The organism is Gammaproteobacteria bacterium, assembly GCA_034522055.1.
Lineage (GTDB): Bacteria > Pseudomonadota > Gammaproteobacteria > JAABTG01 > JAABTG01 > JAABTG01.
The window spans coordinates 1-22,223 of sequence record JAXHLS010000006.1; the positions used below are offsets into that span (position 1 = coordinate 1).

The window sequence follows — 22,223 nt, forward strand, 5'->3', positions numbered from 1 at the left end:
TGTTTGTAGGTCGGCCTGTAGGTCGGGCTTCAGCCCGACAGCCCGTGGGTGGTTCCGCCCCGGCCCATGATGCGTGCGGCGGGCTTTCATGTCGGGATGAATCCCGACCCACATCCCGATAACGAGGCGAACTGGTGGGTCCGCTGCGCTTGACCCACCCTACGTTGCTGTGCGCTTCGACGTCATTGGAAGGTCCCTTCTCCCTTGGGGAGAAGGACAGGATGAGGGGATGTTGGGCGGGCGTCTGGGTCGAAGGGATGTCGGGATCAATCCCGACCTACATCCGTGCCGCTGGAACGGGCGGTATTTTGTCTTCGCAGGTCGGGCTCGTAGGTCGGGCTTCAGCCCGACAGCCCGTGGGTGGTTCCGCCCCGGCCCATGGTGCGTGCGGCGGGCTTTCATGTCGGGATGAATCCCGACCCACAGATCGTGATCGGGTCGGTCCTCATAATCGGCTTTGAATAGGTGTGATGGCCCATTGGCCTGATGCCAGATCACCCAATTCCCAGGGCCCGATGCGATGGCGTACCAGGCGCAGGGTAGGCAGGCCGACGGCTGCGGTCATGCGGCGTACCTGGCGATTGCGGCCCTCAGTCAAACCGATCTCCAGCCAGCTGGTGGGGATGTGGCGGCGAAAGCGTACGGGTGGATCACGAGGCCATAGGGCGGGCTCCGGGATGAGGCGAGCCCGGGTGGCGCGGGCGGGTCCGTCCTTCAGCGTCAGGCCGGTGATGAGGCGGTCCAGTTGTGTGGCGTCCGGGATGCCTTCCACCTGTACCCAATAGCGTTTCTCGAGCTTGGTGGCGGGATGGCTGATGCGGTGTTGGAGGGCCCCGTCATCGGTGAGCAGCATGAGCCCCTCGCTGTCCCGGTCCAGCCGCCCGGCGGGGTAGACGCCGGCCATATCGACGAAGTCTCCGAGGGTGGGACGGCCATCGCGGTCGGTGAACTGGCACATGACGCCGTAAGGCTTGTTGAACAGCACCAGCCGCGGTGTTGCGCCGGACCTTCGAGGGTTTCGGGGCCCGCTGGTTTTTGCTGCCCTCCGGCTCATGTTTCCGCGCGCCTGCGACCTGTGGGAGGATCCCTGGCAAATATATGGCGACGATAACCGGGATACCATGAGGAATGCGAGGCCTCCGGCTGGCAGGGTGTTGTCCGCCGATGCGGGGGACATGGTTATCCTGCGCCTGCCCCGCTGGCGTGAATGGAACCCGTCCCTGGTGCGGGCGTTCTGGCGGCAGACGGCGGCCTCCACCACCCGCCGCAGCCATTTTATCGAAGGGCGTTACGAGAACATCTATCCGGATCTCGACCGCCTGCCCGAGGCCGATGATCTCCTCGCCGAGATCCGGCGGCACGCCATGGCGATGCTGAAGGCCGGAGGCCTCCAAGGCCTGTCCATGAAGGTCTGGTTCAATGTCATGGCCCCCGGGGACGCGACCCTGCCTCACCGCCATGACATGGATGACGAGCGCCTGTCCGGCGTGTACTACCTGACGGTACCGCGGGCCTCAGGGGATCTGGTGGTGGCCACCCCGGCCGGGCGCCGTGTCCTGACCCCCTTGCCGGGGCTGCTGGTGTTGTTTCCGCCCCATTGGGAGCACGAGGTCACACCCCACCGCGGGCACGGCATCCGCCTGTCCATGGCCTTCAATGTCGGCCTTCGGGACCCGTGAGACGGCGGGTGCCTATTTGGCGGAACCGTTTGCTTTTTTAATAACTACGAAAGATGCGAAATAGGCGAAAGAACAAAGAGATGACGGTGGAAGCGCCGCCTGTAGGAGCGGCGCCCCACCGCAATTGGCGTCGGGAAATCGCGACGAGAGCGTCGTTCCTAGTGCGTCCGTGGAGGCGCATTTTCTGCACGGTGAGAGTCCGTGTCGGGGTAAGCCAAGGCCCCGTAGTCGAAGGTAACTGCGTCGTCGCGAGGCGGGGTGGAGAGCAACCGGAGGCGAACTGGCGGTCCGTAGGATGACGAACTCGATTCGGCGGTACGGGACGGCGAGCCCGCTAGGAGAAGGTGAAGCCTGAAAATCATCGGATGCGCTGGGATTGGCGTGGAAAGCGACATTCGGGTCCCCTCCGTGGTTGGAGACGGAACGCTGGGAAGGAAATGCGAGAGAAGCGGGGAGACCTGACCGCCGTGGTGACGGTGGGCAGGAGTCAGAGCCTTCGTAGTACTGAACGGTTCTGCTGCGGTCATGGCGAGGTGCTGCGGAAACGCGGACCCAAGAGCTGGAGGGCGTCCTCCGCCTAAAACCGTGGGTGGTGCCGGGAAAGCGCGAAGAACAGAAATCGCGCCGAGGGAAGGGAGGCAGGAAGGTGGATGGGTGAAGTCTGGAGGAGGTGAGCGCGTATGCAAAGGGTCGAGAGTGTCTCGCAAGAGGCTAAGCCAGACTCGTCCAACCCGGTGGAATGGCCGTGGGTGGACCGCACGATCTGGACGGAGCGCATGTTGGCGGCGCTGGGTAACGGCGTCCAAGGGACGAAGTGGTTCAGTCTGATCGACAAGGTGCATCGCCCCCAGACCCTGGAACGGGCGTGGCAGGATGTGCGGGCCAACCGGGGTTCAGCGGGGGTGGATGGCCAGAGTGTGCAGCGTTTTGAGGCCCATGCCGAGCGGTATCTGGCGGAGTTGGGAGAGGCGCTGGGAATTGGACGGTACCGACCGGATGCGGTGCGTCGGGTGGAGATTCCGAAGGGGACAGGGACGCGTCCCCTGGGCATTCCGACGGTGAAGGACCGGATTGTGCAGGCGGCGATGAAGCGGGTGCTCGAGCCGATTTTCGAGCACCAGTTTTTGCCGATGAGTTACGGGTTTCGCCCGGGTCGCGGGTGCAAGGATGCGCTGCGGGAAGTGGATGGGCTGGTTCGGGAGGGCTACACCCATGTGGTGGATGCCGACCTGGCCCAGTACTTCGACACCATCCCGCACGAAGCGTTGATGGCCCGGGTCGAGGACCGGATCAGCGATGGTCGGATCCTCGACCTGCTGCGCGCCTGGTTGCGCCAGGACGTGGCGGCGGAGATAGCGCGCTGGACGCCGACCCGGGGCTCGCCCCAAGGGGCGGTGATCAGTCCGTTACTCGCGAATCTGTACCTGCACGGGCTGGATGTACACATGACCCAGCGCGGCTATCGGATGGTTCGGTATGCTGACGACCTCGTGATCCTGTGTGCCAGTCCGGACGAAGCCCAGGAGGCGCTGCAGGAGTTGCGGCACTGGGTGGAGGCCAATGGTCTGCAACTGCACCCGGAGAAGACCCGTGTGGGGGATTGCCGGCAGCCCGGGGAAGGCTTTGAGTTTCTCGGGTACCGGTTTGAAGCGGGACGGCGGTGGGTACGCAAGAAGAGCCGCAAGGCCCTTTACGACCGGGTCCGGGCCAAAACCCGGCGCAGTCGTGGGGATTCGCTGGCGCGGATTGTGGCCGACCTGAACCCGATGCTGCGTGGCTGGTTCGTGTATTTCCAGCACGCGCACCCGTGGACCTTTCCTCGCGTGGACGGTTTTGTCCGACGTCGATTACGGGCGCTGTTGCGCAAGCAGCAGAAGCGCCCGGGAGCGGGTCATCGTCAGTCCGACCATCTCCGCTGGCCGAACGCGTTCTTCGCTGCGGCTGGGCTTTTCACCATGACCGAAGCCCGGACGTTGGCGAGCCAATCCCGATGAGGTAACCACCGACTGGAGAGCCGTGTGCGGGAGAACCGCATGCACGGTTCGGAGGGCGGGGAGGGTCACTCCTTCCCGACCCCTATCAAGGGTAATCGAAGCCCCTCCGGCCTTCCTCCTTTTCGGCGCCTACGGCTGGCTTCGATTTACGATGTAGTGCCTGCACGAGAAACTCAAAAGAGTTTATTGATCAACGGCATAAGCTAATAATCGCGACGCGAAGAATGCGACGGTTCCGTTTGCTGGATTGCAAGATAAATCTGTAACGCATTGATCTGCATTGATATAATGGCGGCGTAACCGGTGAGGGCCGGACGGTACAGGCGCACAAGGCCCTTGAGAGACGCAATCTTCGCCAGGATGAAATTCGGGCTCTTCAGGAAAATTTGTGGGTAAAAACGTAGATAACTAGCACTCCAGGGATGCAAATTTAGATTTTATTAGGGGAAGCGCATCCTGCTCCCTAACTCTGAGATGATGGAAGTACGACCAACCGTCAATCAGAAAAAAGGAGCGAGGATGCAAGTCAAGACTATCCTTAATCGAGTCCAGAAATTCAAATCTTTTGTGTACGGCGCCATCCGTTGGGTAGATGGCACGGAGGTGCCGACAATCGAGGCCGAACTCCACCCTCGCGGTAATGGGCGGCCGGAGTGCTCGAGGTGCGGCCGGCGCAGGCCGGGTTACGACACATTGCCGGTTCGAAGATTTGAGTTTATTCCGGTGTGGGGTATTAAGGTGTTTTTTCTCTATGCGCCACGCCGCGTCGACTGTCCAAGCTGTGGCATCGTGGTGGAGCGGATGCCTTGGGCCGAAGGCAAACATCGCCTGACCGAGGCCTATGCCTGGTTTCTGGCGAGCTGGGCCAAACGCCTGAGCTGGAAGGAAGTCGCTGAAGCCTTTCGCACCAGTTGGGACCATGTGTTCTGCTCGGTCGAGATGGCTGTCACCTGGGGCCGGGAACATAGAGACCTGTCGGGCATTAAAGCTATTGGTATCGATGAGATCCAATGGCAGAGGGGCCACAAGTACCTCACGCTGGTTTACCAGATCGACGTTGGCTGTAAACGGTTGCTGTGGATCGGCAAGAAACGGAAGGTCAAAACTTTGTTGGGATTCTTCCGGTGGCTTGGCAAGGAACGAACCGCCGATTTGCGCTATATCTGCAGCGATATGTGGAAGCCCTACCTGAGGGTGATCGCCAAGAAGGCGGGAGGTGCACTCCACATCCTGGACCGGTTCCACATCATGGCGCACTTGAGTAAAGCGATCGATGAGGTGCGGGCCGGGGAGGCCAAGGAGCTGAAGAAAAGAGGCTACGATCCGGTACTGACGAAGACCCGCTGGCTGCTGCTCAAGCGTCCGGAGAATCTGACGGAGAAACAGGAGACCAAACTGGCGGATCTGCTGCAGTACAATTTGAAGTCGGTCAGAAGCTATCTGCTCAAAGAGGAGTTTCAGCTCTTCTGGTCGTATCAGTCGCCCTATTGGGCCGGTGAGTTCCTGGATAAGTGGTGTACGAAAACGATGCGTTCCAAGATTGAGCCGATGAAGAAGGTGGCCCGCATGCTGAGAAACCATCGGCCCCTGCTGCTGAACTGGTTCCGGGCAAAAAAGCAGTTTTCGAGCGGCATTGTCGAAGGTTTCAATAACAAAGCGAAACTGACCACCAGAAAAGCATATGGCTTCAGGACTTATCATGCGGCAGAAATCGCTTTATATCATGCGCTTGGAGCATTACCTGTCCCGGAAACCGCCCACGAATTTTTCTGACGAGGCGAAATTCGTATGCGCAAGGTGATCGAGCCGCAAATGCAGATCGGCGAGCAGGACATCGGCGCGATTTGGCTCGATCCCAAATCGCGCGATGACATCCCGCAGCTCCTGCGGGGACTGCAGCACATCTACACCACGCCCGCGTTGCGCGAGCGGGTTTTCGCGATCCTTGAAGAGGTGCGCCCGGTACGTGATAGCGAGGCAGAAAATCTCCTGGTGGCCCCTAACGCCGGTCGGCCGGGATGTCGCAGTGGAAGATCCTGGTGCTTGGCGTACTGCGCCTGGGGCTCAGTGCCGACTACGACAGGGTCCGGGAACTGGCCAACGAGCACAACACGATCCGCCAATTCCTCGGGCACGGCGACTGGACCGACACCTATCTCTACCCGATGCAGACGCTACGGGATAATCTGCGCCTGTTCACCCCGGAGCTCCTGGACCGGATCAATCAAGAGGTGGTGCGTGCGGGGCACAAGGCGCTAAAAAAAAACCTGGAAGAAGGGCTCGTCGGGCGCTGTGACTCGTTCGTGGTGGAGACCGATGTGCATTTCCCCACCGACATCAACTTGCTGCTCGACGCCATCCGTAAGGTCATCGATTTGAGCACCGAACTGGCCGAACTCCACGCGCTGCCCGGTTGGCGTCAGCATGCCCACCATCAGCGCCAGTTTAAGCGCCAGTACCGAATCGTCCAGCGGCTCAAACACTCCACCTCCAAGGACGAAGACAAGCGTCAAGCCAAACTGCAGGATATCGCCGAGGCCCACGGCACCTACCTGGAACTGGCCGAGGACCACCTGACCCGTGCCGAGCAGATCCGCCAGAAAGTGCCGGCCTCCTGTGCGCTGAGCGAGGGGCTGCTGCGCGAGCTTGATGAATTCATGACCCACGCCAATCGGCAGATCGATCAGATCCGCCGCCGCGTGCTCCAGGGCGAGCGCATCCCCCACAATGAGAAGGTCTTCTCGTTGTTCGAGCCCCACACCGAGTGGATCAGCAAGGGCAAGGCCGGGGTGCCGGTGGAGTTGGGGTTGCGGGTGTGCGTGATGGAGGACAGCGACCGTTTCATCCTGCACCACCAGGTGATGCAGATGTGCACCGATGATCAGGTGGCCGTACCGATGGTTGAGGAGACGAAGGAGCGATTTGCGCCACTGCGCGCTGTTAGCATGGACAAGGGCTTCCACAGTCCAGCCAACCAGGCGGCCTTGGCTGAGCGTCTGGAGCGGGTGGTCCTGCCGAAGAAGGGTCGTCTCCTCAGGCCGACAAGGTGCGCGAGAGTGATGAGGAATTTCTGCGCCTGCGCCATCGCCATTCGGCGGTGGAGTCGGCCATCAATGCCCTGGAGGTTCATGGTCTGGACAAGTGTCCGGACCACGGCATCGAGGGCTTCAAGCGCTATGTGGCGCTGGCCGTGCTCGCACGCAACATTCACCGCCTTGGCGCGCTGCTGCGTCAGCAAGAACAAGAGCGGGAGCGGCGAAGGCGCGGCCCCTACCGAAAGGCTGCCTGAGCAGCGCTCCGAAGCCGATACCGCGCCACGCGGACAGGAGAGGAGCGTCTGCACATCACCATCAATGCGAAGCATTCGCATTGGATGACGCCACGCATCTCAAAACAGTCGCCAAGGTGGAACACCGGCCATCAGTACCTGAGTGTCACGCTGGGAATTTGCCGGGAAATACGGGTTTTCGTGCAGGCACGATGTAGGAGGCCAGCCCCCTGGCCGATTGGGCGATGGGGGGTGCGATGGTCGAGGGTTTATCGCCGAGGGGGCTCGGCTCCTAGTGCGTCCGTGGAGGCGCATTTTCTGCACGGTGAGAGTCCGTGTCGGGGTAAGCCAAGGCCCCGTAGTCGAAGGTAACTGCGTCGTCGCGAGGCGGGGTGGAGAGCAACCGGAGGCGAACTGGCGGTCCGTAGGATGACGAACTCGATTCGGCGGTACGGGACGGCGAGCCCGCTAGGAGAAGGTGAAGCCTGAAAATCATCGGATGCGCTGGGATTGGCGTGGAAAGCGACATTCGGGTCCCCTCCGTGGTTGGAGACGGAACGCTGGGAAGGAAATGCGAGAGAAGCGGGGAGACCTGACCGCCGTGGTGACGGTGGGCAGGAGTCAGAGCCTTCGTAGTACTGAACGGTTCTGCTGCGGTCATGGCGAGGTGCTGCGGAAACGCGGACCCAAGAGCTGGAGGGCGTCCTCCGCCTAAAACCGTGGGTGGTGCCGGGAAAGCGCGAAGAACAGAAATCGCGCCGAGGGAAGGGAGGCAGGAAGGTGGATGGGTGAAGTCTGGAGGAGGTGAGCGCGTATGCAAAGGGTCGAGAGTGTCTCGCAAGAGGCTAAGCCAGACTCGTCCAACCCGGTGGAATGGCCGTGGGTGGACCGCACGATTTGGACGGAGCGCATGTTGGCGGCGCTGGGTAACGGCGTCCAAGGGACGAAGTGGTTCAGTCTGATCGACAAGGTGCATCGCCCCCAGACCCTGGAACGGGCGTGGCAGGATGTGCGGGCCAACCGGGGTGCAGCGGGGGTGGATGGCCAGAGTGTGCAGCGTTTTGAGGCCCATGCCGAGCGGTATCTGGCGGAGCTGGGAGAGGCGCTGGGAATTGGACGGTACCGACCGGATGCGGTGCGTCGGGTGGAGATTCCGAAGGGGACAGGGACGCGTCCCCTGGGCATTCCGACGGTGAAGGACCGGATTGTGCAGGCGGCGATGAAGCGGGTGCTCGAGCCGATTTTCGAGCACCAGTTTTTGCCGATGAGTTACGGGTTTCGCCCGGGTCGCGGGTGCAAGGATGCGCTGCGGGAAGTGGATGGGCTGGTTCGGGAGGGCTACACCCATGTGGTGGATGCCGACCTGGCCCAGTACTTCGACACCATCCCGCACGAAGCGTTGATGGCCCGGGTCGAGGACCGGATCAGCGATGGTCGGATCCTCGACCTGCTGCGCGCCTGGTTGCGCCAGGACGTGGTGGCGGAGATAGCGCGCTGGACGCCGACCCGGGGCTCGCCCCAAGGGGCGGTGATCAGTCCGTTACTCGCGAATCTGTACCTGCACGGGCTGGATGTACACATGACCCAGCGCGGCTATCGGATGGTTCGGTATGCTGACGACCTCGTGATCCTGTGTGCCAGTCCGGACGAAGCCCAGGAGGCGCTGCAGGAGTTGCGGCACTGGGTGGAGGCCAATGGTCTGCAACTGCACCCGGAGAAGACCCGTGTGGGGGATTGCCGGCAGCCCGGGAAGGCTTTGAGTTTCTCGGGTACCGGTTTGAAGCGGGACGGCGGTGGGTACGCAAGAAGAGCCGCAAGGCCCTTTACGACCGGGTCCGGGCCAAAACCCGGCGCAGTCGTGGGGATTCGCTGGCGCGGATTGTGGCCGACCTGAACCCGATGCTGCGTGGCTGGTTCGTGTATTTCCAGCACGCGCACCCGTGGACCTTTCCTCGCGTGGACGGTTTTGTCCGACGTCGATTACGGGCGCTGTTGCGCAAGCAGCAGAAGCGCCCGGGAGCGGGTCATTGTCAGTCCGACCATCTCCGCTGGCCGAACGCGTTCTTCGCTGCGGCTGGGCTTTTCACCATGACCGAAGCCCGGACGTTGGCGAGCCAATCCCGATGAGGTAACCACCGACTGGAGAGCCGTGTGCGGGAGAACCGCATGCACGGTTCGGAGGGCGGGGAGGGTCACTCCTTCCCGACCCCTATCGGGTGGGTTCTGGTCACCCTCGCAATCAATCCTTCGCCAGATATGCGTGGGTTTGGACCGCCGTCGACACGGAGAATTGAGACCGGGAAATCGCGACGAGGGCGTCGCCCCACAGGGGTAATCGAAGCCCCCCTGCCTTCCCCCTTTTCGCGCCTTTTGCGTCTTTCGTGGTTACGCTTTTCGCTGTTTGAGCGCGGCGGACTACTGGTCCCGTTTCGGCGGGTCACTCCCGCCGCCCGGACTGACCCATATGGCGTGGGCCAGGTGGGCGGGGATAAAGTAGCGGGCGGCGTCGAAGCGGACGATGAGGTCGCCGGCACCACCGCGCTTCTCCACTATCACGTCCACGCCCTCTATGAGCCCGTACAGGGCCAGGCGGCGCCGGGCGGCGTGGTCCGCGGTGCGGCGAATGGTGACGCGGCGACCGATATCGATGAGGCTCAGGCGTTGTTCCGAACCCGCCGCCCCGCAGCGATAAGCCGCAGGGCGTGGGGGTGCATTCGTGTCGCCGTGGTCGGGGAAGCGGCGGGCGGCGGCGCTTCGAGTAGTGAAATGGTCTGGTGGCAAAGGCTTCATGGTGATCCCCCTATCCGGCCATGGCCTCTACGGCGCGGGTGAAGCTGGTGAGTCCTGACGATTGCAGGAAGACATGGGGCTTGCGGTGGGCCTTGCAGAAGCGCTTCAGGCGGTAATAGGCATCGTGGCTCACGCAGTCGGTGGCGCATACCACGGCATCCGCCGAGGAGAGCAGGGCCTCGAGGCGCTGGCGTCGCTCCTCTAGGCCCCCGTCGTGGTGCTCGAAGCGCCCGTTGAGGCCCGTCACGACGGCGCGGTACTGCTCCACCATCTCGATGCGGCCCCCCACGCACAGGATGCGGCGTCCGCCCAGATCGCGGGAGAGGGCGCAGGTTTCTTCGGTGCAGCCTTCGCACCCGTGCAGGGTTTCGGCAAACCCATGTTCCATGGCTGCGCCATGAAGGTCCCGGTCTCCATCGCCGGTGCCCGGGTTGGTGCGGGTGCCCAGCTTGGTCTCCCATGCCTGTTGCAGGCGGTCACGGTCCCGTTCCACGCGCAGCAGCCGGGCGGTGGCGTGCTCCGCCGTGCGCCGGGCCTCGACGACCTTCTGGTGGGCCGTCGATGCCTGCAGATCATCCACCATGGCCTGCAGGGCCTGGCGCTGGCCTTCTCCGCGCCGGCGCTCCGTGTCGGACTCCCGCAGGGCGTTCTCGAGTTCCATGATGCGCTGGTCCCGCTCCTGCAACTGGGTGCGGGTGCGGCTGTGGAGGGCGTCGAAATCGTGTCGCAGATGCTCCAGTTCGGCGCGTGCGGAGGTCAAGGCTTTGAGATCGGCACGCTGGCCCGCGCCGATCTGATGGGACAGCATGTGCACCTCTTCGTAGACGAAGGTGCGCAGGTCTTCGTCGCAGGCCGGGTGGGTGAGCGTGGCCCATAAGGCTCCGGGCACCTCGCCGCGGGCGCAGGCCTCCTCCCACAGGGCCGCCAGCTCGGTGACGGTGCGGGCCCCGGCGAAGCGCCGCAGGTGGGAGGCGAACTTGCGATCCAGGGCCTTGTGGGTGGCCACGGACAGGGCGTTCTTTTCCTCCGCGTTGGATACGAAGCACACATGGATATCGTAGTCGCTCAAGGGGCCGTCGAAACGGGCGCGGGCCTTGCGGGCCACGCGATGCAACTCGTCGACCTCGAGGCAGGTGCCGATGAGGGGGCAATGGAGATTGCGGGCCAGGTCCCATAGCTTGCGGCGGGACTTGCGCTTCAGGCCGGCGTCATCCGGTGGGGACTCCGGGATCGCCCAGGGGTGAGGGGGGGCTTTGAGAGGGCGCATAGATTGTGGTGCCGGTGCGGACTCCGGGTGCGCGGAGGACTGAGGGGATTCTTGGAGAAGGTGAAATGATCGTGATGACTGACACATGGTTCGTCTCTCCGGGATGGCGTCCTTTGTGTTGAGTTGAGTCTTCGACCTGGGAACGAGTTTAGCGCCAAAAGAAGGAAAGTCAATGAGAAGCATTCGCAACACGAATAGTAATGTTGCGACGCTGACCGTAAGTGCCGTCGGCACGGCAAGTGCACTACCGATAATAAAAACGGGTCGTTGACAACGGATGCGAACGCGTATCATTATCAATCAAGGCATATCGATTTCGGAGGTTCTCAAATGGGGCTGTGTGGTGGGAGCTACGCGAGGGGGTTACCTTGCCAGGACGGCAGAAGAGATGCCGGGACCGATCCCAAGGTCAGGATCGAATTGCGGTCCAGCCACGTACGCGCCCTGATGGAGGCGGGAAGATTGCGGGTGGAGAAGATGCGGTGCCTGGACAGGGACACCAAGCACGTCATCCGTCGCTTGTGCCTGGAATGCTGTCGGGATGACCGTGGCCGTTGAAGTGGATGCGCGTCATACCCGGTGACCCGGTTCAGCAGTCGCCGGCAAGGCGTGCGTTTCCTCGGCGTCCCGCGTGTCAAAGTATCCGGGAGCCGTCCGGTCCCGTGGTTCGACCTCGTGACCGCGCCATGACGGTGCTACGGCAAACCATCCCCCATGGACCGGCCGCGACATTGTTCCGACCAGTAAAACGAGCAATAATGAGAAAGTTTCGCATTATTGAAAAAGGTAGCCGTCCGCCGTGCCCGATTGCGCCATCCCGTTCCTCGACCAACTCTATCGCGACCACCACGGCTGGTTGCGCAGCCTGTTACGCCGCCGTTTGGGTTGTACGGAGACGGCGGCGGATCTCGCCCACGATGCCTTCCTGCGCCTGCTCGTGCGTCCGCGTCGCTTCGCCAGTCATGGCGAGGCCCGGGCCTATCTCGGGCGCATGGCCCAGGGCCTGTGCGTCGACTATTGGCGACGGCGTGAAGTGGAACGGGCGTGGCAGGAGACGCTGGCGAGCCGCGGGGATATGGTCGCGCCGTCGGAAGAGCATCAGGCCATCATCCTGGAAACCCTGGTGGAGCTGGATGCCATGCTGCGGGACCTGCCCGATAACGTGGCCCGGGCCTTCGTGATGGCCCAGTTGCACGGACTCCCCTATCGCACCATCGCCGAACGGCTCGGCGTATCGGAGCGCATGGTCAAGAAGTATATCGCCCGCGCCATGGCGCACTGCGCCTTGATCCAGGCGGAACTCGAGCTCAGCCGGCTGCCATGACCGAGGGCACTTCATGGCGCCATGGCGCTGACGTGGGCCTGGATCGCGAGGCCCTGCGGCAGGCGGGCGAATGGTTCGTGCGGTTGCGTGATGAAAATGTCTCGGATGCGGACCGCGCGGCCTGGCAGCGCTGGTTGGAGACCCGGCCGGCCCATCTTCAGGCCTGGAGGCAGGTCGAAGCGGTGGTAAAAAGCTTCCGGCGCCTCGGCAACGAGGCCGAGCGGGGAGCGGCCGATGCCACCCTGGACGCGGTACGCGGCAGCCGCATGGGACGCCGGCAGGCCTTGAAGCAGCTCTCCCTGCTGCTGGGGATCGGTACTCTGGGTTGGGTGGCCTGGCGCCACACGCCGCTGGAGGACCAGGCCCGGGCCCTGACGGCGGAACATCGCACCGGCGTCGGCGAGATCGCCGGGATCGCCCTCGAGGATGGAACCCGGGTGTGGCTCAACACCGACACTGCGTTGAATAGCGACTACGGTCCGCGTCACCGGCGCTTGATCCTGGTACGCGGGGAGATCCTCATCGAGACCGCGGTCGACCCCCATCAGCGCCCATTCCTGGTGGACACGGCCCATGGTCGTCTCCAGGCCCTGGGTACCCGCTTCGTGGTTCGTGAGCATACGACCCGGACCCGGGTGACCGTCCAGGATGGGGCGGTGGCCATCCAGCCCCAGGCCGGTGGGCGAGGCGTGGTGAGGGCCGGCCGGGAGACCTCCTTCGACGCACGGGCGGTGGCCGCCATCACAGCGGCCGCTCCGGTGGCGGATGCATGGGCCCGTGGCCAACTCGTGGCCGACCCTCTCCCCCTCGGAGAACTCGTCGCCGAGCTGGCGCGCTATCGCCGCGGTCGTCTCGCCGTGGCACCGGAAGTGGCCCACATGCCGGTGATGGGCATCTATCCCCTCACGGACACGGACCGGGCGCTCGCCATGCTCGCGGATGCCCTGCCGGTGCGCATCCGCCGCGTCCATCCCTGGTGGGTGATCATCGAGTCCCGCTGACCGCGGAGCCGCTACCTCCTGCCCGGATCACGTTGCCGGGTTCCCTTTTTGTCCGCTCGTTCGATTCTCCTGATGAAACACGACAAAACGTGCCGATTCATTGGGAGGATCCATGGCTGCAACCCACAACCCATCTCTACATGACCACCCCGGCAGGCCGTATACCCGGCGCGGCGTCCCGTGGGGCCGGGCCGGCTGCTGGGTACTGGTCGCCGCCTTGATGTCAGGGTCGCTAGTCGTGCCCGTGCCCGTGGTCGGGGCGAGCGAACGGCCGGTATCCGTGGCGACGTCACGGGTCTACGACATTCCCGCCGGTCCCCTGACTCAGGTGCTCAACCAGTTTGCAGGAAGCTCCGGTCTGTTCCTGAGTGGCGCGGGCGTCCTCACCGAGGGTCAAAGCAGCCCTGGGCTGCAGGGCCGTTACAGCACCACGGAGGCCCTTGACCGGCTGCTGGCCGGCAGCGGGCTGGTTTATCGATTCTCGGACAGCCGCACTCTGGTACTGGAGCGCGGCCCGTCCCAGCGCGTCCACTGGCTGAGGTCCATCGTCGTCACGCCCCCACGCCAGGGCGAGGCCGAGGATCCGGAACGTTTCGATCGCATCGACCCGGTGTCGCGCATGACCCGTGAGCAGTTCGAGGACCAGCCCAATAACCGGCGTCTGAGCGATGTCATCAACCGCATGCCGGGGGTGTTCTTTCGCGGCCCGGTGGGTGTCAACCGCGACATCAAGTTTCGCGGGCTCGACAAGGGATTCAACCGCCTGGAGATCGACGGCATACAACAACCCGGGCTGTCCGGCGAACGGGACTTTCGCGCCAGCCGGTTGTCGCCGCTGTCGATAGACGTGATCGAGGTGCTGCGCAATCCGGGGGCATCCTACGAGGCCGATGGCATCGCCGGCCGCATAGCCGTGACCAGCCGGCCCATCCCCGACGAGGAAGAGCAGGAGGCCCAAGCGCAGATCGGCGGCATCGATACCATCCATGGTGAGTTCCGCCAGCTGCGACTGGCTACCGGCGGCCGCCACTCGCCGCTGTTCGGTTACAACCTGTTCCTCGATACGGCACGCACCCCCCGCGAGAAGGACAAGACCAAGACCACCTTCGACGTCCAGGGGCAGTTCAAGGAGGAGGAGACCGAGGATGAGATCGTGGTGGATGACGCCGTCAACATCAGTGCGGATCTCGCCTGGTCCCTGGAGCGTGACGAGATCCACTTCAAGCCCCGTTTCGACCGCGAGGACAGCAGCAAGGACAAGACCAAGGACAAGATAAAACCCGGCAAGGCCCTGGAGCGGGAACTGGAAGACGGCACCACCGAGGCCGAGACCTACGGCTTCGTTCTGGAGCACAAGCGCAAATGGACGGGCGGCGGGCGCCTGTCATCCGATCTGAGCTTTTTCGATACCGGGCAGGACGAGGAAAAGCGCAAGCGTAAGTTGGAAGACGGGGCCCTCGACAAGACCGAGGAGGAAAGCGGTGAGATCGACGATGGCCAGTGGCAGTTGCGCTCGGCGCTGGAGATGCCCCTCGAGGCGGGCGTGCCGCAGCTGCTCAAGGCCGGTGTCCAGGCCCGTTGGCGGGACCGCGAACAGAGCAAGACCAAGATAGAGATCAAGCCCGATGGCAGCCGCAGTGACAAGACCGAGCCCGGCAGCGACTTCGAGGTGGAAGAGCGGCTTCTGGCCGCCTTCGTCGAGAGCGAGTTCATGGTGACGGAACGCTTCAGCATCAAGCCGGGGATCCGGGTAGAGAGCCTGCGGCGGGATTCCCAGGAAACGGGCCGGGACGAGGCAAGGAGCACTGAAACCGATGTCTTCCCTTCCCTGCAGGCCCGCTACAGTCCCTATGACGACATCGTGGTCAAGGCGGCCGTATCACGCAAGATCAACCGGCCGAAGTTCGAGGAGGTGGTCAACTTCCGTAAAGAGAAGGGCGACCGTTTCGAACTGGGAAATTCGGACGTGTCCTCGGCCAAGTCCTGGAACTTCGACGTGGAGCTGACCTACAACACGCCCTCCCTGCTGCTGTCGGCCATGCTGTTCCGCAATGAACTCCGGGATGTGATCGACCTGATCCCCACCGGCGACGTGATAGACGGCAAGGACGTCTTTCTCGTCGACAACATCGGTGACGGTTATGTCCAGGGCATCGAACTCGAACAGCGGATCAATGCGGGTTTGTTGCATCCCAGACTCGAAGGCCTGGTCTTGTGGGCCAACCAGGGGATCTTCGATTCCCAGCTCAAACGCGATGACACGGGGCAAAAACAGCCCTTCGACGAGCAGCGGGACCTCATCGTCAATGCGGGTCTCGACTACGTGTTCCCCAACCGCAAGACCCTGTTGACCATCGCGGCAAAATTCGAAGGGAAGCTCGAGAAGGTCAAGTCCGAGGACGAACTCGAGGTCGAGAAATCCAAGTGGCTGGTGGATATCGGGCTGCGGCACAGCCTCACGCCGAGCCTGGACCTGAGGTTCGATGCCGTCAACGTCTTCGATCCCGACCAGGACAAGGAGTTGTTCAAGGGTAGTGATACCACCTTCGATACGGAGACGCCCGGTCGCGTCTTCTTCATCGGCATCCAAACCAACTTCTAGAAGGAGAAGTCATCATGAATACACGCAGCATTACCTGGCTGTGGGGCATAACCCTGTCGGCCACCCTGCCCGGTCTCGTTTCCACCGCCGAGGCCCATAGGGATGATCGCTTCGAGCAGGCCATCGCGGCCGCCGATGTCCTGGTGCGATCCGAATACGAACAGGCCGATCTGTTGGGGCAGGTGGGCCACAAGCTGGTGGTCATTGGGCGCGCCCGGGAGGGCGAGGAGTTGTTGCGACAGGCCCTGGCGCGGGCCCAGGGTATCTCGGATCCCCTGTTGCGGGATCAGGCCATACACCACTTGGCCAACGAACTGGCCTCGACCGACGCCTTCGAGGAGGCCATGGCCCTGCGTGTACAGGTGTCCGACCTGGAACTGCGCACCAAACTGGGATGGAAACTGGTCAATAAACTGGGCAAGGCCGGCCAGCCCGAGCGGGCCCAGGCCCTGCTGGATGAGATGCTGGGGGAGGTGTTGCCGGTGGAGGACGATCTGGAGTTGCGCGCGGAGCTGCTGGCCGGTACCGGCGCCAATCACCGTTTCACGGATCCTGCCAAGGGCGTACCCCTGGTTTACGAGGCCTATGGCCTGGCCCAGGGCATCGCCTCGGCCTACGAGCGTGGCCTGTTCTTCAACGAGATCGGTGCGAACATGATGGACATCGGTCATCGCGAGCGGGCCGCGCGTTTGTTCGCCCGTTCCCGCGGCCTGCTGGCTGCCATCGAGTCACCGCTGGAGCAGGCGCGCTTTCTCGCCATGCTCGGCGGCGAGCAGGCGGAGAAGGGCCGGCGCGATGCCGCGGCGCGGGACCTCGAGCTGGGCGTTGCAGCCGCCCTGGAGATCCCCGCCGGGGAGGCGCGCAACGATGTGCTGAGCGAGCTGGCACGCAATCTCGGCCAGAGCCATCGTTTCGAACGCGGCATCGAAGTCGCCGACAGCATCCCGGATCCCTACCACCGTGCGGAGGGCTATATCCGTATCGCCAAGAACATGCATCGCCAGGGGCGGGCGGTGGCGGCTGTCGATCTGCTGGAGCAAACGGCCGAGCTGGTGGAGGACATCGACTCGCCTCATCGGCGCGGTACGGTGCTGCGCAAGCTGGCGTCGGAATGGATTCGCGCTCGAGGATCACCAGCGTGCTGCAGCGCTCCTGGACAGGGCCAGGGCGGCGGTGGAGGCGCTGGCGGCTGCAGGGGTGCCCGAACCCCGCCCCGTGGCCGTCGCGGCCCCCTGAGCAGTGAGGCTGGCGCGGTATCTTCATCCCTGGCACTCGGGGCTGGGCCTGGGGTTGGCATTGCTGGTGTTTGTGCTCTGCGTCAGTGGCGCGGTCGCGGTGTTCAAGGACGAACTGAACGACTGGGTGGATGGCATGGTCCGGGCGCCGGCCGCGGTGCCGCCCCTGGACCAGGCCATGGCCAGGCTGAGGGCGGGATTACCTGCCGGGCAGCGCCCGCGCCGGCTGGAACTGCCCACGGCCTCGCGGGGCTACGAATTGCGCAGCCAGGAGGGCCTGCGCCTGCGCCTCGATGCCGCGGGCGGGGTCGTGGTGATGGAGGCCTCCCACGGCATCGCCGACTTCCTGGTCAACTACCACACCCGCCTCTTCATGGGCCACCCCGGGCGCTGGTTCATCGGTGCGGCGGGCCTGCTGTTGCTGGCCTCCATCATCACCGGCGTATTGATGCACCGTCGTATCCTGCGCCATCTCTTCACGCTGCGGTTGCGCCCTGACAACCCCCGCCTCGCCTATGCCGACAGTCACAAGGCGGCGGGTGTCTGGGGCTTGCCTTTTCATATCCTGGTGGCCGTCACCGGGGCATGGTTGGGCCTGTATGGCCTGCTGGCCCCCGAATGGGCAGGGCCTGCGCCGCCGCCAGGGCCGGCCAAGCCCTGCGGGACGGCCCCGGGCCTGGAGTGCCTGGTGGCGGAGACACGACGCGCCATCCCCGGCTTCGTGCCGGTATTCGTGGATTTCGGCAAAGGGGGTGACACCGTCGCCGTCAGGGGCGACCTGCCGGGCCGGTTGTTCCGGCGCCACGAGGCGGGGGTCGTCTTCGATCTCGAAACGGGCAGGGCGACGGCGGTGGATGCGCCCGCCCTGGTGTCCACGGCCCGACGCGTGGACCTGGCCATGGCGCCCCTGCATTTCGGCGACTATGCCGGAGTCGCGGTGCAGGGTCTCTATGCCGTGCTGGGCTTGTTGGGGGCAGGGCTGTCCATCACCGGGGTCTTGATGTGGAGCAGGCGTGGTCATGCCCGGCAACGCCGGCGTCGCCTGGCGACGGCACGAATACTGTGTGCCGCGGCAGGAGGCAACGGGGTGGCGACCTTTGCCCTGCCGTTGCTGGCCGTCGGCGCTGCCGCCGGCATGGGTCCCGGGTTCAGCGGCAGTATGCGCCTCGGCGACCTGTTCCGGCCCGAGGTCGCACCCGTCCTGCCGGTGTTTCTCGTCCTGTGGGTTGCCGCAGGACTGTTCCTGTTACGGGCGCCCGGTCTCAGAGACATGGCCGCAAGGACCCTGGCGATCATCGGACTGTTATGCCTGGCCGCCCCCGCGGCCGCCATGGCGCTGCGCCTGCACGCAGGGTTGCCTCCTGGGGATGTGCTGCGGGACGGGGTATCGGTGGCCCTGTGGCTCGGCGGCGCGGTGGCCTTGCTGGGAGCGTGGTATCTCGGCGCAGGCAGAGAAGGACTGGGCCGGCGCGTATCATCGGTCGCACCGCCGTCCTCTACCGACTGGGCCTGAGGCCGATGGGGGCCAACCGGGGGCCAGGTGCTTTCCCCCGCGATAGGCGTGCCGGCGGATAGATACACCACGGCCGGCCGGAGATGGGTCCACGGGAAACGGGTAGCCGCAAGTGGGACAACGTTGCTGCCGGGGCAGTCATGTATATCGGTGTTGAGAACGAGAATCAGTGGTGTTACTGTTAACGTGAAAGTCGCGAAGCACGAACTCCCCTCTCCCTCTGGGAGAGGGATGGGTGAGGGAACGAATATGGCGATACGCGCTCCTCTTTCATCATTTCGGGTGGTGCGTATCGCCATGAGAGTTAACATAAAGAAGCCGCTGATAGTCGCGAGTACGACGGTTTCTTCAATCCATCATGGGTTACAGCAGGAGTGGACATGTCACGAATCAATAAGCCCATCCCCGAGTTTTCCGTCGAGGCCTTCCATAACGGCCGGTTCAAGACCATTACCAGCGAGGACGTCAAGGGCCGGTGGTCGATATTCCTGTTCTACCCGGCGGCCTGGGAACCGGGGCAGGAGACGCTGCAACCCGGCATCGAGCTGGGAGGACGGATCTGAGCGCTCCCACGCACTATCGAGGCAGGTACCCATGAAGAACCCGAATGAGGTCGAACAATTGCTGTGCGCCCTGATGTTCATGCTCACGCGCCAGGCCAACAATCCCGGCATGTCCCTGGCCACGCCGATCCGTGATCACCTGCAGTGGCTGGCCGAGCATCCCGAAACGGCAAGGCAACCGATGCTGCGCAAGACCTGCCGGCGGCTGATGCTGCAGTGGCAGGGGTATGATGAGGGAGTCGGGGAGTCCCGAGCCGCTGCCGCAACGGCGGCGCAGACCAACCTGCACTGAGCAGCGGGCCACGGGCCCCTGCCCGGTTGGACCTCCCACCCGGGTGCTGGTAGCTGGTTGGTGCCGGGGGCAGCCGCCCCGGCGGTCAAGTCTTGGGCCGGGTGCTGCCTCGCCGGTCGACACCCAGGCGCCGTTCGGGACGGAAGTTACGGGGTTTGCGGTTCTTTCTGCGCTCGCCGCGGCGTCGATCCCCGGTGGTGCTACGTTCCGGGCATGATGTCCCTGACCCGCGGGTCCCGGCGCCCTTGGCGTTGATCCGGAACCTCGGTTGCGCACCACTCCCCGCCAAGGTTCCCGCGGCACGCGTACCTGGAAGCGGTATTCCTTGCCGCTGCCCAGTAGGACCAGGCGGGTTTGGCTGTTCAACCGGCGCACGTTGATACTGATGTCACCGTAGCCTTCGTGCTCGATGATGTCCTCGAACAGCTCTACGAACTTGTTCAGAAACGCCAGCGATTCGTCGCTTGCCAGGTTGTCGCGTCGCTTCATCGTCCTGAACCTATCCACATCAGGTGATTGTCCCAGGCGCCGTCATCTGTCGCTTGCAGGCGGCGCAGGTCGGAGCCGTCCGGGGCCATGCCGAAAAGCGCGCCGTCCGCGCAACTGATGGCATAACGATGCCCGTCCGGTGCCAGTGCCGCGCCATAAGGTTTGCGCAGGTCGAAACTACGGATCAGGCGGTCGGCCTCGATATCCCAGAGGGTGATCAGATTTCCACGGGGACTGGTCACCAACGCCGTGGCACTGCGGCTGTCGGCGGCCACACTGGCGGTATACCAGTCCATGCGACGTTGAGTGGCGTCGTCGGCACGCAAGAGGCGCGGCGGCTGGCCGGGCCGGTGCACCATGACCAGGGGTGGCAGTCGGTGACGGCTGCCTTCGTACTGTTGGACGGCAACGACCTGGTCGTCGCGGGTTACCGCCAGGTGCCGGATGCTGAGCTGATGGTCGTCGAGACGTCGTCGCTCGTGCACCCGGCCGTCCCGGCGATCCAGATAGGTCAGGTCGGGTCGCATGGCATGGAGGTTCAGCTTGCGCCGTGGTTGGTCCGGATGCGTCAGGATACCGCCGTTGGCCACCACCAGGGTCTGATCATCGGACAGCAGGCGGATGTCGTGGGGACCGATGCCGGCGCTGGGAAACTCTTCGATCAACCCCAAGGTGGTGCCGTTACGCACCCCGATCATGCCGCGGCCGGCCTCATAGTCGTTTTCCGTCGTGTACAAACGGCTACCGTCCGCCGAGAACACCCCGTGTCCGAAAAAGTGCCGGCCGGGCGTTGCCGAGACGTCGTGGGTGATGCGTGCCGTGGCCAGATCGACCTCTACCAGCCGGCGCCCGGGGCGGCGCGCGAACACCACCACGTGGGACGGCTTGGCGGGATGCGGATACAGGCCATGACCACGAAAGTCGAGGGCCAGCTCGTTCCGGGCAGTGCCGTTCGGGTGACGCCAGCGCAACCGGTTGTCCATCTGCGTGCCCCGTCTCTCATAGTAGCCGGACACGAGGATCGAGGAGGGCGCTGCGGACGCGGGGCGGAGCAGGGCATCGGGCAGCAGGCCACAGAGCGCCAATGCCTGCAGCAGGCGCCGGCGGGACGGGCTGAAACATGTTGTTCTTTCAGTCGCCATCGGATTCGAACGCGATGGTCAGGCCCAACAGGGCCGCGCTGTCGAGCAGCGCGTTCTTGAGATCCTGTATGGCATCGAACAGGTCCCTGGTTCGGCCGCCGTTCAGGGCGTCGCGCAACGGGGGCGTGATGGCATCGGCCGACGCCAGCGCGGCGCGGGATGCACGCACCATCCCTCTGGCCTGACGGGGTTGTTCGGCAATCAGCAGTGATGCGATGCCGGGGGCCCCGGCGTCACCCGCGAGCAGAACTTCGATGGTCCGCAGGCTCGCTGCGATGCCGGCCAGGGACTGCCCGCTGCGCCAGGCCTCCAGCTGTTCAGGTCGGGGATCGCCGCGAAAGAAATTCGCCGGTACACCCACGCGCTGCCACAGCATGCCCTCGACGGTGTTGAGGATCTCCGCCATCACCAGGCTCAACACGGCCATCGCTTCGCCTTCGAGCAGCGCCGGGCCGTATCCCGTTTTCCAGCGGTTTGCCATCTGGTTCGTCAGGCCGGTGATCTCGGCGCCGATGTCGGCCATGTGCAGGCAACGGGCGGGTTCGGACCACTGTCCCTCGTCGGCGGGATAGTGCCGGTCTCCGAACAACAACATCTCCGCCGCGGCGAGGCCACGCGCCGACGGTTCGTTGCGGGTATGGCGATCGGCCTCGGGCCGGATGGCGGCATCGACCATCAGCTCATGGGTAGGCCAGAGGTCGATGCGGCGCAGCAGGCCGGCATCGCGGGCCGGCCCGAACATCAGGGGTCGTTGTGCGCGCCAGACGGTGTTGACTCTTCGCCAGGCCTCGCGGGCACTCGCCAGTCGCGCCGCGTCGGGGCGTTCGCAAAGGGCGGATACCGACTCTTCCAGGGTCTTCCCGGCGGCGGTCAGGTGTTCGAAGCCCGGTAGCGCGACGCCTTGCACGACGGCCTCGACGACCTGGGGCGGCGCCGCGGCCGAGAGTTCGATGGCGGGCCCCCGCTCGCAGGCGGCCAGGAGTGCGGCGACACCAAGGATTGAATGCAGGCCCGGGCGATTAAGCGTGTTCACGGATGGTCAGTCCTCTCCGATCCTGTGAGTG

18 protein-coding genes and 1 pseudogene are annotated in these 22,223 nt (G+C 64.2%); 12 read left to right on the plus strand and 7 right to left on the minus strand.

What is annotated here, in order from left to right:
* Positions 1-445 precede the first annotated feature (445 nt).
* The gene (locus U5S82_18495) at positions 446-1,054 is read right to left on the minus strand and encodes a pseudouridine synthase (protein ID MDZ7753573.1); all 609 of its coding nucleotides are present in this window, start codon (positions 1,052-1,054) and stop codon (positions 446-448) included.
* A 121-nt stretch (positions 1,055-1,175) separates the two neighbouring features.
* Between U5S82_18495 and U5S82_18500 the strand changes: the two genes are divergently transcribed.
* The 6 genes and pseudogenes from U5S82_18500 (at position 1,176) to U5S82_18525 (ending at position 9,068) form a co-directional block, all read left to right on the plus strand.
* Positions 1,176-1,679: a putative 2OG-Fe(II) oxygenase gene (locus U5S82_18500; GenBank protein ID MDZ7753574.1), complete on the plus strand. Its 504-nt coding sequence runs from the start codon at positions 1,176-1,178 to the stop codon at positions 1,677-1,679.
* Between the two features lie 680 nt (positions 1,680-2,359).
* A complete protein-coding gene (ltrA, locus tag U5S82_18505) occupies positions 2,360-3,673 on the plus strand; it encodes a group II intron reverse transcriptase/maturase (GenBank protein MDZ7753575.1) in 1,314 nt (437 codons plus the stop codon).
* A 519-nt stretch (positions 3,674-4,192) separates the two neighbouring features.
* Positions 4,193-5,446, plus strand: coding sequence for an ISL3 family transposase (locus U5S82_18510; protein MDZ7753576.1), 1,254 nt, complete (start codon positions 4,193-4,195; stop codon positions 5,444-5,446).
* A gap of 15 nt (positions 5,447-5,461) precedes the next feature.
* A pseudogene (locus U5S82_18515) lies at positions 5,462-6,962 on the plus strand (ISNCY family transposase).
* Positions 6,963-7,755: 793 nt separating this feature from the next.
* Positions 7,756-8,835, plus strand: a complete 1,080-nt coding sequence (gene ltrA / locus U5S82_18520; GenBank protein ID MDZ7753577.1) for a group II intron reverse transcriptase/maturase — start codon at positions 7,756-7,758, stop codon at positions 8,833-8,835.
* Positions 8,811-9,068, plus strand: a complete 258-nt coding sequence (locus U5S82_18525; GenBank protein ID MDZ7753578.1) for a group II intron maturase-specific domain-containing protein — start codon at positions 8,811-8,813, stop codon at positions 9,066-9,068. The genes ltrA (U5S82_18520) and U5S82_18525 overlap by 25 nt, the downstream gene beginning before the upstream one ends.
* Positions 9,069-9,356: 288 nt before the next feature.
* Here the strand turns inward: U5S82_18525 and U5S82_18530 are convergent, their stop codons facing one another.
* Both U5S82_18530 and U5S82_18535 read right to left on the minus strand, forming a co-directional pair.
* Entirely contained in the window at positions 9,357-9,731 is a 375-nt protein-coding gene (locus U5S82_18530) for a FeoA family protein (GenBank protein ID MDZ7753579.1), read from the minus strand.
* A 10-nt stretch (positions 9,732-9,741) separates the two neighbouring features.
* Complete coding sequence (locus U5S82_18535; GenBank protein ID MDZ7753580.1) at positions 9,742-10,998, minus strand: DUF2325 domain-containing protein; 1,257 nt, start codon at positions 10,996-10,998, stop codon at positions 9,742-9,744.
* A 799-nt stretch (positions 10,999-11,797) separates the two neighbouring features.
* Here U5S82_18535 and U5S82_18540 point away from each other — a divergent pair.
* From U5S82_18540 to U5S82_18550, 3 genes are all read left to right on the plus strand, one after another.
* The gene (locus U5S82_18540) at positions 11,798-12,322 is read left to right on the plus strand and encodes a sigma-70 family RNA polymerase sigma factor (GenBank protein MDZ7753581.1); all 525 of its coding nucleotides are present in this window, start codon (positions 11,798-11,800) and stop codon (positions 12,320-12,322) included.
* Positions 12,319-13,323 carry a FecR domain-containing protein gene (locus U5S82_18545; GenBank protein ID MDZ7753582.1) on the plus strand — a complete coding sequence of 335 codons (1,005 nt, stop codon included), beginning with the start codon at positions 12,319-12,321 and terminating at the stop codon, positions 13,321-13,323. The genes U5S82_18540 and U5S82_18545 overlap by 4 nt, the downstream gene beginning before the upstream one ends.
* A gap of 112 nt (positions 13,324-13,435) precedes the next feature.
* On the plus strand, positions 13,436-15,925 hold the full coding sequence (locus U5S82_18550; GenBank protein ID MDZ7753583.1) for a TonB-dependent receptor: 2,490 nt from the start codon (positions 13,436-13,438) through the stop codon (positions 15,923-15,925).
* Here the strand turns inward: U5S82_18550 and U5S82_18555 are convergent.
* Both U5S82_18555 and U5S82_18560 read right to left on the minus strand, forming a co-directional pair.
* On the minus strand, positions 15,922-16,596 hold the full coding sequence (locus U5S82_18555) for a hypothetical protein (GenBank protein MDZ7753584.1): 675 nt from the start codon (positions 16,594-16,596) through the stop codon (positions 15,922-15,924). The genes U5S82_18550 and U5S82_18555 overlap by 4 nt on opposite strands.
* 57 nt (positions 16,597-16,653) lie before the next feature.
* Positions 16,654-17,001 (minus strand): hypothetical protein, encoded by a 348-nt coding sequence (locus U5S82_18560; protein MDZ7753585.1) that lies wholly within the window; start codon positions 16,999-17,001, stop codon positions 16,654-16,656.
* Between the two features lie 232 nt (positions 17,002-17,233).
* Here U5S82_18560 and U5S82_18565 point away from each other — a divergent pair, with 232 nt between their 5' ends.
* From U5S82_18565 to U5S82_18575, 3 genes are all read left to right on the plus strand, one after another.
* The gene (locus tag U5S82_18565) at positions 17,234-18,673 is read left to right on the plus strand and encodes a PepSY-associated TM helix domain-containing protein (GenBank protein MDZ7753586.1); all 1,440 of its coding nucleotides are present in this window, start codon (positions 17,234-17,236) and stop codon (positions 18,671-18,673) included.
* 380 nt (positions 18,674-19,053) lie between these two features.
* A complete protein-coding gene (locus U5S82_18570) occupies positions 19,054-19,236 on the plus strand; it encodes a redoxin domain-containing protein (GenBank protein MDZ7753587.1) in 183 nt (60 codons plus the stop codon).
* A gap of 31 nt (positions 19,237-19,267) precedes the next feature.
* Entirely contained in the window at positions 19,268-19,528 is a 261-nt protein-coding gene (locus U5S82_18575; protein ID MDZ7753588.1) for a hypothetical protein, read from the plus strand.
* Between the two features lie 485 nt (positions 19,529-20,013).
* On the opposite strand, the gene U5S82_18580 is transcribed toward U5S82_18575, so the two are convergent.
* Positions 20,014-21,159: a DUF1513 domain-containing protein gene (locus tag U5S82_18580; GenBank protein ID MDZ7753589.1), complete on the minus strand. Its 1,146-nt coding sequence runs from the start codon at positions 21,157-21,159 to the stop codon at positions 20,014-20,016.
* Entirely contained in the window at positions 21,149-22,192 is a 1,044-nt protein-coding gene (locus U5S82_18585) for an imelysin family protein (GenBank protein ID MDZ7753590.1), read from the minus strand. The genes U5S82_18580 and U5S82_18585 overlap by 11 nt, the downstream gene beginning before the upstream one ends.
* Between the last annotated feature and the right edge of the window lie 31 nt (positions 22,193-22,223).

What these genes read in the sequence shown, in the direction of transcription:
- ltrA (MDZ7753575.1), top strand. Translation starts at nt 2,360, where the DNA reads ATGCAAAGGGTCGAGAGTGTCTCGCAAGAGGCTAAGCCAGACTCGTCC.
- U5S82_18530 (MDZ7753579.1), bottom strand. Translation starts at nt 9,731, where the DNA reads ATGAAGCCTTTGCCACCAGACCATTTCACTACTCGAAGCGCCGCCGCC.
- U5S82_18570 (MDZ7753587.1), top strand. Translation starts at nt 19,054, where the DNA reads ATGTCACGAATCAATAAGCCCATCCCCGAGTTTTCCGTCGAGGCCTTC.
- U5S82_18550 (MDZ7753583.1), top strand. Translation starts at nt 13,436, where the DNA reads ATGGCTGCAACCCACAACCCATCTCTACATGACCACCCCGGCAGGCCG.
- U5S82_18575 (MDZ7753588.1), top strand. Translation starts at nt 19,268, where the DNA reads ATGAAGAACCCGAATGAGGTCGAACAATTGCTGTGCGCCCTGATGTTC.
- U5S82_18560 (MDZ7753585.1), bottom strand. Translation starts at nt 17,001, where the DNA reads ATGAGGCGAGTCGATGTCCTCCACCAGCTCGGCCGTTTGCTCCAGCAG.
- U5S82_18500 (MDZ7753574.1), top strand. Translation starts at nt 1,176, where the DNA reads ATGGTTATCCTGCGCCTGCCCCGCTGGCGTGAATGGAACCCGTCCCTG.
- U5S82_18495 (MDZ7753573.1), bottom strand. Translation starts at nt 1,054, where the DNA reads ATGAGCCGGAGGGCAGCAAAAACCAGCGGGCCCCGAAACCCTCGAAGG.
- U5S82_18555 (MDZ7753584.1), bottom strand. Translation starts at nt 16,596, where the DNA reads ATGACCGATGTCCATCATGTTCGCACCGATCTCGTTGAAGAACAGGCC.
- U5S82_18535 (MDZ7753580.1), bottom strand. Translation starts at nt 10,998, where the DNA reads ATGCGCCCTCTCAAAGCCCCCCCTCACCCCTGGGCGATCCCGGAGTCC.
- U5S82_18545 (MDZ7753582.1), top strand. Translation starts at nt 12,319, where the DNA reads ATGACCGAGGGCACTTCATGGCGCCATGGCGCTGACGTGGGCCTGGAT.
- U5S82_18510 (MDZ7753576.1), top strand. Translation starts at nt 4,193, where the DNA reads ATGCAAGTCAAGACTATCCTTAATCGAGTCCAGAAATTCAAATCTTTT.
- ltrA (MDZ7753577.1), top strand. Translation starts at nt 7,756, where the DNA reads ATGCAAAGGGTCGAGAGTGTCTCGCAAGAGGCTAAGCCAGACTCGTCC.
- U5S82_18580 (MDZ7753589.1), bottom strand. Translation starts at nt 21,159, where the DNA reads ATGGCGACTGAAAGAACAACATGTTTCAGCCCGTCCCGCCGGCGCCTG.